Source organism: Vibrio tetraodonis, assembly GCF_003350295.1.
GTDB lineage: Bacteria > Pseudomonadota > Gammaproteobacteria > Enterobacterales > Vibrionaceae > Vibrio > Vibrio tetraodonis.
In genome coordinates, this window is record NZ_QLYY01000014.1 from 45203 (window position 1) to 59269 (window position 14067).

Here is a 14067-nt window from a genome sequence, read left to right on the forward strand (position 1 = left end):
TGCCTATACTTATCTAAGTAACTGAATTAATAGTATACTTAATGTTGGGAAGAATACTGTCTATGATGCCAATACGCCGCATTCTCTTAGGAGCTCTACTTGTTAGCGTAAGCTCTATCGTACAAGCTAAAGTCATTGAATCAACCAACTTAGTAGGATTCGGTAAAGCCAAGTACCCAGATGGCTTTACTCATTTTGATTATGTTAATCCTAACGCGCCTAAATATGGCAAGGTTACCTACGGCCAGGTAGGAACATATGATAACTTCAATCGCTATGCATCAAGAGGTGTTGCTGCTGCCGCAACAGGCGAACTCTATGATTCTTTAATGTACTCTCCCAGTGATGAAATCGATGCTTATTATCCCCTAATCGCTCAAAGAGTCCGATATTCAGATGATTACACTTGGCTTGAGCTAGATATTAACCCCAAAGCCCGCTTTCATGATGGAGAACCAATTACCGCCGACGATGTCGCTTTTACTTTTGAGAAATTTATGACAGAGGGAGTCCCTCAGTATCGAGCTTACTATAAAGATATCAAGTCTGTTAAGGCAAAGAATAAGCACACAGTTCGGATAGAAATGGCAACGCCAAACAGGGAGAAACTTTTTAGTTTTGCTCAATCTACACCGGTACTGCCAGAACATTTTTGGAAAGATAAGTCTTTTTCAGAACCCATATCCACGCCGCCAGTGGGCAGCTCAGCCTATAAAATCATCGATCATAAAACTGGGCAGAGTGTCACTTATGGATTAGTGGAAGATTATTGGGCGAAGGATCTTCCTGTCAATATTGGGCGACACAACTTTAAGCAGATTCAGTACGATTATTATCGAGATGATACTGTTATGCTGGAAGCATTTAAAGCGGGTGAGTTTGATTTTCGTCTAGAGACATCGGCAAAGTACTGGGCTAACTCCTACACAGGAAAAAACTTTGATAAAGGTTTTATTACTAAAGAGGAAATTCCCCATCAAAAGCCCGAAGGTACGGCTGGATTTGTTTTTAATACTCAAAGGGAAATATTTAAAGATCCGCTAGTGCGAGAAGCTCTTAGTTATGCAATGGACTTTGAGTGGATGAACAAGAACATGTTCTATGGTCAATACTCTAGAACCCGCAGCTATTTTCAAAATACAGATTATGAGGCAAAGGGGTTACCCAGTGAGCAAGAGCGTAAAGTTTTAGAGCGGTTTAAAAATCAAATTCCTCCACGGGCACTTACACATGAATTTGAACCGCCTAAGACAGATGGCTCTGGACGAATTCGAGCTCAGATGAGAGTCGCTTTCAAACTGTTGAAAGAAGCTGGTTGGGAGCTAAAAGATAAAGTACTTACTAACACTAAGACAGGTGAAGCGTTTCGTTTTGAGTTAATGATTTATAGCCCGACCGATGAACGAATTGCGATACCCGTTCAAAAGAACATGAAGCGAATGGGTATTGAGATGAAAATTCGCACTATTGACACTACGCAATACACAAAGCGATTAAGAGACAGAGACTTTGACATGATCTCCAGAGGGTATTCGGCTAACCCATACCCGAGCCCAAACTTGATGATTATATGGAATTCAAACTATATCGACTCTACTTATAATTTTGCAGGAGTTATGGATCCTGTTGTGGATAGCTTGACAATGGAAATTGCTCAAAAGCAGCAAGATCCGGATGCTTTGCTTGCACTCGGTCGCGCATTGGATCGAGTCCTACAGTGGAACTTTTATATTATTCCACAATGGTACGTAAGTAAGTACAGAGTGGCTATGTGGGATAAGTTTGATCGCCCGACTACTTTGCCTAAGTACGACCTAGGCATTGATACTTGGTGGATATCGAAAGAGAAAGCTGCGAAATTGCCGGAAAAACGTCGTTAGCAAAGAGGGTGAAGCATGACCGCGTATATTTTTCGCCGATTACTGTTAGTGGTACCCACTTTGTGGGCGATAATCACGATTAATTTTTTTATTATCCAGATCGCTCCAGGTGGTCCTGTTGAACAGGCTATTGCGCAACTTGAAGGATTTGACTCAGGGATAATGGAGCGTTTCTCTGGTGGTGGCAGCGAAGTTTCTCTGGATATTGGTAGTGATACTAGTCCGAGTGGTTACAAGGGTTCAAGAGGGTTAGATCCAGAAGTTGTCGAGGAAATCAAAAAGCAGTTTGGTTTTGACAAGCCGATTCTAGAGCGTTACTTCACTATGTTAAAAGATTACGCCACCTTTAATTTTGGAGATAGTCTCTTCAAGGGTGGTAATGTGATCGACTTAATCGTTGAGCGTCTTCCTGTATCTATTTCCCTGGGGTTGTGGAGTACATTGATTATTTATTTCATCTCGATCCCATTAGGTGTAATGAAAGCGATTCATCACGGTTCAAGATTCGATATTTGGTCGAGTGCAGTTGTTATAGTTGGTTATGCAATTCCGGGGTTTTTGTTTGCCATCATACTGATTATATTATTTGCTAGTGGTAATTATTTTAGCTGGTTCCCACTACGTGGCCTTGTTTCGAGCAACTTTGATCAAATGCTTTGGTATGAGCAAATTATTGACTACTTTTGGCACTTGACCTTGCCGATACTGGCTATGGTGATAGGTGGGTTCGCTACGTTGAGTATGCTGACTAAAAATTCATTTTTGGATGAAATCAACAAACAATATGTCGTAACAGCTAGAGCTAAAGGCTTGGATGAAAACAGCATTCTTTACAAGCATGTTTTTCGTAACGCCATGCTGATCATCATCGCTGGTTTTCCCGCAGCGTTTATCAGTATTTTCTTCACAGGTTCAATGTTGATTGAAGTCATGTTTTCGCTTGAAGGTATAGGTTTACTTGGCTTTGAATCAACGATTCAGCGAGACTATCCGGTGGTCTTTAGTTCTCTCTACATTATGACATTACTGGGTTTGATTTTGAGCATTATATCAGACTTAACATACACTTGGGTCGACCCCAGAATAGACTTCGAGGCCCGTTAAATGCAAAACAGCAAAACGGCTAACCCGTTAAATCAAGCGCGTTGGCAAAGGTTTAAAGCGAATAAGCGTGGCTTTTGGTCGCTGTGTATCTTTATGGTTTTGTTCACACTCAGTCTGTTTGCAGAGCTAATTGCCAATGATAAGCCCATATTAGTAGACTATGACGGCGCTTGGTACTTCCCTATTGTAACCCAATATTCTGAAACTGTATTTGGTGGTGAGTTCGAGACCGAAGCCGATTATACCGATCCTTATGTTGCGGAGCTGATAGAAAACAAAGGTTATATGGTATGGCCCCTGATTCGTTTTAGCTATAGCACGATCAATTACGATATTGCTGGCTCAGTTCCTTCTGCACCGGATAATGTTAATTGGCTTGGTACCGATGATAAAGGTCGTGACGTATTGGCGCGTATTATTTATGGCTTTCGTATCTCAGTACTATTCGGGCTTATTCTTACTTTAGTATCAAGCGTCATTGGCGTTATTGTTGGTGCAACTCAGGGGTATTATGGTGGCTGGTTAGACTTGTTTGGTCAACGTTTCATCGAAGTATGGTCTGGGATGCCAACTTTGTTTTTACTCATCATCTTATCCAGTTTTGTTGAACCTAATTTCTGGTGGTTATTAGGCATTATGGTGCTATTTAGTTGGATGAGTCTAGTTGGTGTTGTGAGGGCTGAGTTTTTACGTTGTCGAAATTTTGATTATGTAAAAGCAGCACTGTCAATGGGCGTCAGCGATAGTCGAATTATGAGAAGGCACATGTTGCCAAATGCGATGGTAGCTTCTCTAACAATGATGCCATTTATCCTCTCGGGATCGGTCACAACACTCACATCTCTCGATTTTCTTGGTTTTGGTTTGCCTGTTGGATCTCCCTCTTTAGGAGAGTTGTTGGCTCAGGGCAAAGCCAACTTACAAGCCCCTTGGCTTGGTTTCTCTGCTTTTTTGGTATTGTCCATCATGCTCACCTTACTGGTTTTTATCGGTGAAGCAGTGCGAGATGCCTTTGACCCTCATCATCAAGGTAGATAGTCATGGCGAAAGACATACTCACGTTGAACAATTTGTCGGTAGGATTTGGTGTTGGCAACGAGATAAATAAAGTCACAAATAAAGTGTCTTTTACGATTTCTAAAGGGGAAACCCTTGCGTTAGTTGGTGAAAGCGGATCTGGAAAATCAGTGACGGCCAATTCAATACTTAAGCTTCTTCCCAAAGGCTCTTCTCATTATCTTGAAGGTACTATCAACTTTGATGGTATTGATATACTGAACTGCTCTGAACGCGAACTGAGAGGGATCCGCGGTAATCGTATAGGGATGATTTTCCAGGAGCCGATGGTATCTCTTAACCCTTTACATAAAGTGGGGAAACAGTTGGTAGAGACACTGGCGATACATAGTGGTGTTCGTCAGACTCAAGCAGAAAAATTAGCCGTTGAATGGCTACAAAAAGTGGGCATCCGTTATCCTGAAGTGAAGATTAATGCTTATCCTCATGAATTATCTGGTGGGGAAAGACAAAGAGTCATGATAGCAATGGCTTTGATAAACAAACCAGAACTATTAATTGCTGATGAACCAACCACTGCGCTTGATGTGTCTGTGCAAGCGCAAATATTGGAATTATTGAGAGATTTGCAAAAAGAACTTGGAATGGCGATGCTGTTTATTACCCATGATCTGAGCATAGTTCGCCGAATTGCAGACAAAGTTGCGGTAATGCAAGATGGACAGATAGTTGAACAGGCTGATTGTTATTCGCTATTTTCCGCGCCTGAGCACTCTTACACACAAACACTGATTCACTCGGATCCTCGAGGGCTACCCGTCGAAGTCGCGGAAGATTCAGAGAGTCTTATAAAAGTAGACAAATTAAAGGTTTGGTTTCCTGTAACTGGAGGTCTATTTAAAAGAGTAGTTTCTCATATCAAAGCGGTGACAGATATGGACTTTGACCTGAAACGAGGTCATTCAATGGGTATAGTAGGTGAAAGTGGGTCTGGTAAATCTACTACGGGTATGGCTATTTTGCGTTTAGTGAACTCTGAAGGCTCCATCTGCTATGAACGACATGAGTTACAGGGGTTGAACCGGAAGGAGATGTTACCTTACCGCAGTAAAATGCAGGTGGTTTTTCAAGACCCATTCTCCGCGCTTAATCCTAGAATGTCTGTTGCACAAGTGATAGGTGAAGGGCTATACGTTCATCATGACTTTGATGAATTAACCGTCGATAAAATGATTTGTGAGGCAATGGAAGATGTTGATTTAGATCCTGAAACTCGCCACAGATACCCCAATGAGTTTTCAGGCGGGCAGCGTCAAAGGATTGCAATAGCAAGAGCTTTGGTACTTAAACCTGAATTCATTCTACTCGATGAACCCACATCATCACTTGATCGAACGGTTCAAGCTCAGGTTCTTGATCTTCTGAAATCTCTTCAGCAGAAATACGCTTTAACCTACTTGTTTATAAGTCATGACCTTAATGTTGTTAAATCCCTTTGCCACCATACGATTGTAATGAAGCAAGGGCTTATTGTAGAGAGTGGGAGGACAGATAAGCTTTTTGAAAGTCCTAAACGTTCATACACACGTAAGCTGGTCGAGCTTTCAAGTTTCTAGGTGCTAATAACACAAGGGTTGAGGGGGGAAACTACGTGTGTTATAGATCTTTTTCTAAGTAAGCTTTGACGATAACTTCAATTTCTCCCTTCTCTTTCAATTGCGTGAGAATAGAGTTAAATGTTTCGACGAAGTCGTCTTTGTAAGGGTATTTCTCAGGTTGGATCGTGGTAAAGCCTAAGTACCCTTGCTCTGCGCTCACGACGGCCCCTAACGTGAGTTTCCAATCCTCTGGCAGTAGGCCATCGGTTGTCATACGTTTTATTTCCCAGAGAATAGACAATCGGTCATTCATGTAACAATCAATTTTCTTCTCATATAATTTTAGCAAGCTTGGCCTGCTCCCTTTTGCTTCAGAAACGGTTATTTTGCCTGCTTTTACTGCATTCCAAAACTCGCTTCCACCGAGCGCGAAAGCCTCATTTACACCTATGGTCAAACCGAGGTAGTCCGATGGCCAATTATTTAGTGGGCGATCTTGTACGCTGTCATTGTTGCAAAATACAACAACCTCTTCATTCAAAATGGGCTTTGAATACGGAGATATGTAAAGGCGTTTATCAGCATAGTAATAGGGAGGGAACAGGGCGAAGCCGCGTCCGGACTTGAGCATTTTAAGCCCACGTTTCCAAGGGATGGGTACAATTTTTATCTTATAGCCTGGCATGTCCTCAAACACTCGACGAAGAATGTCGCTGTATATCCCTCTCGCGATGCCATTTTCTACGTAGCTGTATGGTGGATAAGCGTCGTCACCATATACCAAAACTTTAACCGGTGGCTCGAAAGCAACGGCTCGCCACGAGAGTAAAAGTAGAATGAGTGTCCATTTGAGCAAAGTTCGTCCCTTTAATGTGCTCTTTCTATGTTTAACTTTAGTTTATTTATTGAAGGTTAGGCATTAGACTTTGCGTTTTCGCCATTTAATTAAAGCAAAACATGACAGAAGACGACAAAAATACTCAAGAAATTGAAATCGAAGCGATTGGAGTAGAGGTATCAAGTGAGCCTATTGAGCTATATAAGGTGTTTAAATTAGCTAATTTAGTCGGTGGCGGAGGTGAAGCGAAGCACATCATCTCTGAGGGTTATGTTGCTGTCAATGGTGAACTTGAAACTCGTAAACGTCGCAAAATGTATCACGGAGATGTTTTTGAGTTTAACCAAGAGTTCTATGTGGTTATCTGTGATGCTGAGAACTCGGAGTATGAAAGCACAGTTAGTGATTCCGTGACAGAGGAAGTTCGTCATAAGGGCACAAAACCACAAGTGAAGCCAGAAAAGGCTGACAGCAAGAAAGCAAACTCGAGCAAGAAAAATAAGATTGGTCGCTCAGATATCGATTTTTTCTAGCGGTCGGTTTTGCAAGATTGAGTAAATGCAACCAATGTGGCTAATATAGAAAAAGCCCCGTTTTGTACGGGGCTTTAATCGTTAATACCAAAGGTCTTCTGGGGGTATCTTACTTTCAGGTGCATAGGAATCATCATCGAGTGGATGCTCGGCCTTGCCTCGCAAACTCTCTAGCTGATGCTCAAGCATTTGGACAGTGTCGTAATCACCCTCTGAGCAAGCGATGTATATTTGCTGCTCGATAGCTCGAATACTATCTCGAATACTCATGCCCTACCTCCTGCGCTGTTAAACGCTTGGCCGAATAGTTTACCTATTCTCAAAACGATTATAGTCAAGGAGACCAAATTCGATAGGCTGATCTTTCTTATACCATTGGTGAATTTTGTCACTGAAAGACCAAAATTCAGGTGAGCTTCTTCGGATAGCAAATTTATCCAATAACTTAATGTAATCTTGCTCCTGTTTGACCTGTGCAATCATGTTTACAAATAATGGGATTTCTTTTTCACTGAGTGATAAGAAGGCAGCAGGGTAGCTACCTAGAATGCCGCGAACCAAAGTGAAGTCATCGTTATCAAAATCTCTGTTTCTTTGCTCATCAAATAGACTGGAGATATTGGTATGGGCATTATTGTGCAAGAGAGTAAAGACCTGACTTTGGCCTGATTCCGATTCTATCTGCAGTATTATAATCTGAGGGAAGTAACGGATACCTCCGCCTTTTAAGTCATCAATGGTTGCGAGTGCTTGTTCACTTTCAGGAGACAGTCCGGTTTGCTCAATAGCATAACGATTATGGAGTACTGGAGAAAGCTGTGTTTGTAGAATGTTATACAGCTCTTTTTTTGGATTATCGGTCTGATAGGGAACCTGACTAGGTTGATTAAAAGGTTTAACGTTACGTTGTAAGAAGTCACTTAATTGAGCACTTTGGTCCTCATACCAGCTTGACTGTTCGAAATGGCGAATGTCTTTGGGCAGCAGAGTAACAAAATTACTTTCCCCTTCTAAGCGAAGAAAATCCATAAACATACGGGTCATAAGTTGATGACCAAAGTTGCCATACACGTCAAATCCAGCGACGAGGAGATAGTGGATACGTTCAATCAGTGCATAGTCAAGGACCCACGCGGTTTTGGGCGGTTTACCTACCAAACCTTGAACGACGGATGCACTATCAAAGTGCCTAAAGACAGTGAGTGCAGCATTTGGGTTGGTCCCATTGCCTGTCCAAATCACATCGGTTGTGAGATTTTGGCCGTCTTTAAACCACTTATTAATAAATTCAGACTTTGCTTCTAAGTAACGGGCTTGCTGCCGAGAATATGAGACCCAGTTGGTAATCGGCACAGTATTACTTTCCAGTTCCCCCGGCAGCTTCAAATTATCTGCTTGTGAGCGATAAAACTCGTTGACTTCGGGTATATCCGATTTATCAGGATCCAAGAAAAATACCCAGAAACGGTCATTAATAACATTTAATGCCAGCTGTCCACGACATACAGGGCCTTTTATGTAGGCGTTTATTGTATTTTGTGCATTGTCCAGCATGAACTTAAAACGAGCTTTAACGGGAAGGTCGATAAAAGCTGTCATGGGATTGGCTGCAACTTCGACTGAGTAGTCAGGTAGTTTTGCCACATCATACTTGGAGTCGATAAACCACTTTTTCCAGTTAGCCAAGCGTTGTTTATTGAGTGCAAAAGGCATATGGGTCTTATCAACAATGGTTGATAAGACAGGAATCAACCGGTAATAAACGCGCTCGGTTTTAGGGTCATCATATGGACGGCGAGTTGTAATCTGCTTGATGGCTTGTCCTGGTGGCGTGGTTGAACGGATCAGAGTAAAGAAACGAGGGGTTGACTCTTTAAGATCAGAAAAATACAAATGTGACAGGAAAAGGTGTTCGTATATGTATCTAGCCATTAGCTGTACTTTACGCGGACTGGCGTTCAAGAATTGCTCATATTTATTAACCAGGGCATCTTGCTCTGAGGTCAAGGGCAGAGGAGCGCTCATGAGCGCTCCATCTTGTAGCCAAGACATTAAGGTTGAATACTCTGCTGATGTTAGATTAGGCATGCCATAAGGCATTCCCCAATTAGGGTATTTGCTTTCATATTCCGCATATTCTTCGATAGTGGGGCACTGCTGTTCACGATCAATAGAAAAATCGAACCCCTCTAATTGAGTTTGCATAGGTAAAGGGTGCGCTTGTTTTTGCATCAACATTTTTGCCATCAGCCCAGCTTCTATATTGGCAGTAGGCGATTGTGTTCGCTCATTCAAGACAGGATTAAAACCAAAGTCTCTCCATTGAGAGGTGCTTTGAGCATCTTCAAATAATCGAGTGGGTGTTGCTGCGGTTAGTCGTGTACCTTGATAAATGAGGGCTTTGCTCGCCCCGCGATCAATACCAGCTGTGGAGGATAGTTTCAGTTGGCAAGGAGCGTCATAACATGCGTGACATACTACGCAGCGGTTATCAATAATAGGCTTTACTTGGTTGAGAAAGAAGTCACTAGATGGGCTGGATGCCTCTACAAGCCGTTCCCTCGGTTGCGCATAACCAAAGAGTTTGTCGTAATTAAGACTCGCATAGGTTGCACAGCCTGCAAAGAGTGTAATAAGAGATAAGATAAATAGTTTACGCACATTCATGTGAAAAATAGCAGTCCAGATCAGTTCAATCATTGCAATTAAAGCATACTTAATTAGCCATCAAATAACCAACCAAAGTCGTTGAGCCCTACAATTTTGACGAGATTTTACAAGGCGTTCACATAGCCTAAAAAGGCTTAACAATGAAGCTAAGCCTTTTGGAATATAGAGCGACATGAAAGGTGCGTTAGGCTTTTTTCAGTCGTCCGAGTTTTGCCATAGAGATTGGTTTGGTAAACAGTGCTAAAGCAATACAGGTTGCCATCATGAAGGCCGAAATTGTGTACGCAAGGCTATAGTTTTCAACATTGGACATTGAGAAGCCAACAACAGCCGCACCTATAGCACCGCCAATCCCCCATGCTGTATACAGCACACCATAGTTAGTACCGTAGTTTCTAAGACCATAGAATTCTGCTGTTATGGTTGGGAATACCGCTAACAATGTACCATAGCCTACCGCAGCAACTGCTGTTCCTAGGATTAATGTGAACTCGCTATTAAACGTAGCGAACATAACCATATTAATGCCCTGTAGAATGAACGCCAGAAGCAATGTTCTTATTCCGCCAATCTTATCGGCGAGTAACCCTGCGACGACTCGTCCACCGGAGTTAAATATCGCGAGAATTGAAGCGAGATAAACGGCATTAGGTAAATCCGCTTGTATGCTTGCGATAGTCGTGATGTTACCAATGATCATTAGACCAACTGATGCTGCAAAGGCATACATAATCCAAAGAGAGTAGAATTGAGGCGTCTTTAGCATGGACTTCCAAGTTAAGTCACTATCATGAGCACTTGGATTTGTAGACTTGCTGGCCTTATTATGTGGTGAAGCGGGGGCATAATCTGCTGGAGGATTACTGATTGTAGCGGCAAGAGGAACGGTGATCACCAATATGCTAATACCAAGAATAATAAAGCTTGTTTGAATCCCCATGCTATCTATTAGAGATGAGGTAAGCGGAGCGAGATAAATAGCAGCAAGGCCAAAACCAGCAGCAACTAATCCATTAACCATGCCTTTTTTCGATGAGTGAAACCATTTCATCGCTGATGGTGAAAGACAAGCATAGCCAAAGCCAATCCCGGCCCCCGTCATTACACCGAAAGTGATATTTAGCATCAGTGGTGAATTTGCAAAGCCAGATGCAATCATACCTAAGCCTGTTAAGATGGTGCCAAGAATCAGGATCTTACGTGGTCCCATTTTATCTTGTAGGATCCCCGCGATAAGAAGACAAATTGAAAAGGTAATAGTTGCAATAGCGTAGGGGGATGAGGCTTCTGCTGCACTCCATCCTGATTCTGTCACTAACGCTTTGTTGAAGACACTCCAAGCATATAGGATGCCAAGACAAAGGTTGATACAGAACCCTGCTAGTAGTATTCGTGTCGCTTTATCAATCTTGCTCATTTTACTTCTCATTTTACCTCTGTCTGTGAGAGGTTTGTTTTATGGTTTTTTTCAAATTTATTTAGTGTTTATCAACACAAAACATAATGGGCGCGGATTATACCCAATATTGAGATGATTTAAATCTATTTTTTGTGTGGGTTAATATCGGTACGAAAAGAGATAAACTTTGCGTTAAGTAAAGTTCTTATCAAGCGTTCGTGGTAGGCAGCAAACTGGCAGATGGGTTATTAGTGTCTAATATTATAATTATCATTATTGGTCTGGGCTAGTGGGCGCAAACTTGAGTAAACATGCCGCAATACTATATCTCTCAAAAATCAAACAGTTTCTGCATAAGGGGGCCTTACTAGCTCAGCTAAGCTTACTAAACGTCACCCTATTGTTTTCCCCTGTATCAGTTGCGAATCAAGAAAACACAGAGTCACGAACTTTGATTGTGACCAACTCAAAAGCGTGGAAGCCCTTTTCTTATCTAGACGACGATCAACAACCCGCCGGGATATTGATTGACTACTGGCAACATTTTGCCAAACACAATAATGTCGAGATTGAATTTCTTTTATTAGATTGGAATGACTCACTTGAGGCAGTACGCACAGGACAAGCAGATGTGCATGCAGGGATACTATGGTCTGAAGGAAGAGAAGCCTATCTAGATTACACCCCAGAGATCATCACTATTGATACTCAGATGTACATAAATCGAGATTTGATAGGTCTTGACCTCAATGACTTTATGTTGGGCAAACATAACTATAAAGTGGGAGTAGTAACGGGCGGATACGAAGAAGAATTTACTCGCAACAATTACCCTAATATTCGACTTGTGTCATTCAACAATAACCAGAAAATGATTGATGCGGCGTTTAAAGGAGAGATCTCCGCTTTTGTTGCGGATTTACAAGTGGGAAATTTCTATCTTTTGACAAGCAACCAGCCCAACGCTTTCATTGGTGTTAGAAATCTTTACTCAGGAGACTTGAGAGCTGCGGTAAAAGAGGGTAATAAAGCGTTACAAGATAGGATAATAAAGGGACAGGAAACGATTACCACAAGTGAGAAGCAGCGCATTTTGAGTCGTTGGATGCACGTCAATACTGTCTACCCGGCTTATTTGGCACCGATTCTCATTGCGATTGCTGTGGGTGGTGCGATCCTCTATATATTTGCATTGAGGTATTCGGTGCGCATGAAAACTCGTGAGTTAGCCTTGGCCAATGAAGAGCTAAAGAAACTCTCTGAGACGGATTCATTGACAGGGCTGAGTAATCGTCGACATTTCGTTTCGGAGTTTCAACAGCGTATAGAGATGCAGGGTGACGTATGTGTCATTATATTTGATATTGATGACTTCAAATCTATAAATGACAACTACGGGCATCAGGTCGGTGATCATGTCATTAAAACGGTTGCAGAGGCGGTACATGAAAAAGTCGGATCGGACCAACTTTTGGGCCGTATCGGTGGTGAGGAGTTTGCCCTTGTGATGAACAACCAAGATGAGCTGCGAGTAAAAGAAGTCTCCCACGCTATTTGTGACTTAATTCGAAATCTAGACTTTAGCGACAAGCTTCCCTATCAGGTTACCGTCAGCTTAGGGTGCGCATATTACCCAACGGCACATCAGGATATACAGCTTTCAGATGCTGATCAACTAATGTATCAAGCGAAAGCACAAGGGAAGGACCAAGCGGTTGTGCACAACATGGAAAATTCACATTCTTGACCGCCCGTAGAGGTCAAACTTTTACCACTTTGCGCACAAAGAAAGCAAACAAAACCATTTGGCGAAGAAAAACCTTTTCTTTTCAAATTACTGTGGCATATTAGACCTGTATTCACGATGATGCGTGCATCGTATAATGGCTATTACCTCAGCCTTCCAAGCTGATGATGCGGGTTCGATTCCCGCTGCACGCTCCAATCCAAAACCTAGTTCAACCTGTTATTTCCAATTGTTTAAACTTCGTATCTAGCATTTTGATTCTAAAGATTTTTTCTTTCGCATCGAAATCAAATATTATTGATCTAGCCCCCACATACACCAAATTAGCCTTTTCTCCAAAGCAGATTCATAGTGCCATGCATTTTTCGTCGATAAATCGATGGTTTTAGTGAAGGAACTTGCTTACGGCACGTACCACCATTTGTTGTCGATGGCCTTGAAACCTTCCGTTAGCGTTGGGCTTGGAATTCGAATATGAGTTCGCTCTGCTAAGTTGGCTTTGGTAAAAGCATCACTTGAAAAAGGATGGTTGATCAATAACTCTTGTAAGCTCCCGTCCTCAAATGCGGCCTCTAGGCCTTTATGCATCACGTCAGATAACTCGGTATCGTTATTGCGGATATAGAAAAATCGTCCGTAGGGGTAAATCAGAACCAGTTGGTTCTCGACCATCAGTTGCTTTTGGTTTCCGCGATAGGTTTCAAGGAATTGGTGAACTTCTGTTGCACCCAGTGGAAATAAGTCAAACCGTTTTCCTCCAACCATTTTGATTAAGATCTCAATGCGTGGTGCGGTAGTCACTTTCAGTCCCGAAGCTTCCAAGATTCGAATGTCTCCCCAGCCTTGTCCTTGCCCCATAACAAATGGGCTCAGTTGAGATACATTTTTAACATTCTCAACTTTTGCCTGTGTATCTTGATGAATAATAAACAAACGCCATCCAGTCAAACCTAAATCTATGGGTAGGTAGATAGGTTTAAAACGCCCATCTAAGGTCTCATCAAAACCAGTATCAAAAATATCGAGCTGGCCATTTTCAACAAGTTGCCGCGCCCGATTTTGATTAACTTCATTAGAGTCGACAATTGCTGTCATGTCAGAGCCTGATTTTTCAATCGCCAGTTTCAGCATGGCGAGCCCTATCGATTGTTGACCTATGCCATCAAGGTTGGGGTAGCGAATTTCTCTTGCAGAGACGACACTAGCGATGACAGACAATAGCAATAGAGTGATCATCTTCATGTTGAGTTTCCAAACTTTTTAACTGAGTTTTAGTATAGT

General features: G+C 42.1%; 11 protein-coding genes and 1 tRNA gene. 7 read left to right on the forward strand and 5 right to left on the reverse strand.

What is annotated here, in order from left to right:
- Nucleotides 1-62: 62 nt before the first annotated feature.
- The 4 genes from DPF90_RS10655 to DPF90_RS10670 are packed head-to-tail and all read left to right on the forward strand — an operon-like array spanning nt 63 to nt 5617.
- Nucleotides 63-1880 carry an extracellular solute-binding protein gene (locus DPF90_RS10655; protein ID WP_114786325.1) on the forward strand — a complete coding sequence of 606 codons (1818 nt, stop codon included), beginning with the start codon at nt 63-65 and terminating at the stop codon, nt 1878-1880.
- A 15-nt stretch (nt 1881-1895) separates the two neighbouring features.
- Nucleotides 1896-2984, forward strand: a complete 1089-nt coding sequence (locus tag DPF90_RS10660) for a microcin C ABC transporter permease YejB (protein WP_114786326.1) — start codon at nt 1896-1898, stop codon at nt 2982-2984.
- On the forward strand, nt 2985-4022 hold the full coding sequence (locus DPF90_RS10665; protein WP_114786327.1) for an ABC transporter permease: 1038 nt from the start codon (nt 2985-2987) through the stop codon (nt 4020-4022).
- 2 nt (nt 4023-4024) lie between these two features.
- Nucleotides 4025-5617, forward strand: coding sequence for an ABC transporter ATP-binding protein (locus tag DPF90_RS10670; RefSeq protein ID WP_114786328.1), 1593 nt, complete (start codon nt 4025-4027; stop codon nt 5615-5617).
- Nucleotides 5618-5657: 40 nt separating this feature from the next.
- Here the strand turns inward: DPF90_RS10670 and DPF90_RS10675 are convergent, their stop codons facing one another.
- Nucleotides 5658-6455 (reverse strand): substrate-binding periplasmic protein, encoded by a 798-nt coding sequence (locus DPF90_RS10675; RefSeq protein ID WP_114786329.1) that lies wholly within the window; start codon nt 6453-6455, stop codon nt 5658-5660.
- A 101-nt stretch (nt 6456-6556) separates the two neighbouring features.
- Between DPF90_RS10675 and DPF90_RS10680 the strand changes: the two genes are divergently transcribed.
- On the forward strand, nt 6557-6970 hold the full coding sequence (locus DPF90_RS10680) for an RNA-binding S4 domain-containing protein (protein WP_114786330.1): 414 nt from the start codon (nt 6557-6559) through the stop codon (nt 6968-6970).
- Nucleotides 6971-7051: 81 nt separating this feature from the next.
- Here DPF90_RS10680 and DPF90_RS10685 read toward each other — a convergent pair whose 3' ends face one another.
- From DPF90_RS10685 to DPF90_RS10695, 3 genes are all read right to left on the reverse strand, one after another.
- Nucleotides 7052-7240: a hypothetical protein gene (locus DPF90_RS10685; protein ID WP_114786331.1), complete on the reverse strand. Its 189-nt coding sequence runs from the start codon at nt 7238-7240 to the stop codon at nt 7052-7054.
- A gap of 39 nt (nt 7241-7279) precedes the next feature.
- Nucleotides 7280-9637, reverse strand: a complete 2358-nt coding sequence (locus DPF90_RS10690) for a fatty acid cis/trans isomerase (protein WP_114786433.1) — start codon at nt 9635-9637, stop codon at nt 7280-7282.
- Between the two features lie 187 nt (nt 9638-9824).
- Complete coding sequence (locus DPF90_RS10695) at nt 9825-11057, reverse strand: L-lactate MFS transporter (RefSeq protein ID WP_114786332.1); 1233 nt, start codon at nt 11055-11057, stop codon at nt 9825-9827.
- Between the two features lie 283 nt (nt 11058-11340).
- On the opposite strand from DPF90_RS10695, the gene DPF90_RS10700 reads away from it, so the two are divergent.
- Both DPF90_RS10700 and DPF90_RS10705 read left to right on the forward strand, forming a co-directional pair.
- A complete protein-coding gene (locus tag DPF90_RS10700) occupies nt 11341-12786 on the forward strand; it encodes a sensor domain-containing diguanylate cyclase (RefSeq protein WP_240314501.1) in 1446 nt (481 codons plus the stop codon).
- Between the two features lie 122 nt (nt 12787-12908).
- A tRNA-Gly gene (locus DPF90_RS10705) sits at nt 12909-12983 on the forward strand.
- A gap of 205 nt (nt 12984-13188) precedes the next feature.
- Here DPF90_RS10705 and DPF90_RS10710 read toward each other — a convergent pair.
- Nucleotides 13189-14028, reverse strand: coding sequence for a hypothetical protein (locus DPF90_RS10710; RefSeq protein ID WP_114786333.1), 840 nt, complete (start codon nt 14026-14028; stop codon nt 13189-13191).
- Between the last annotated feature and the right edge of the window lie 39 nt (nt 14029-14067).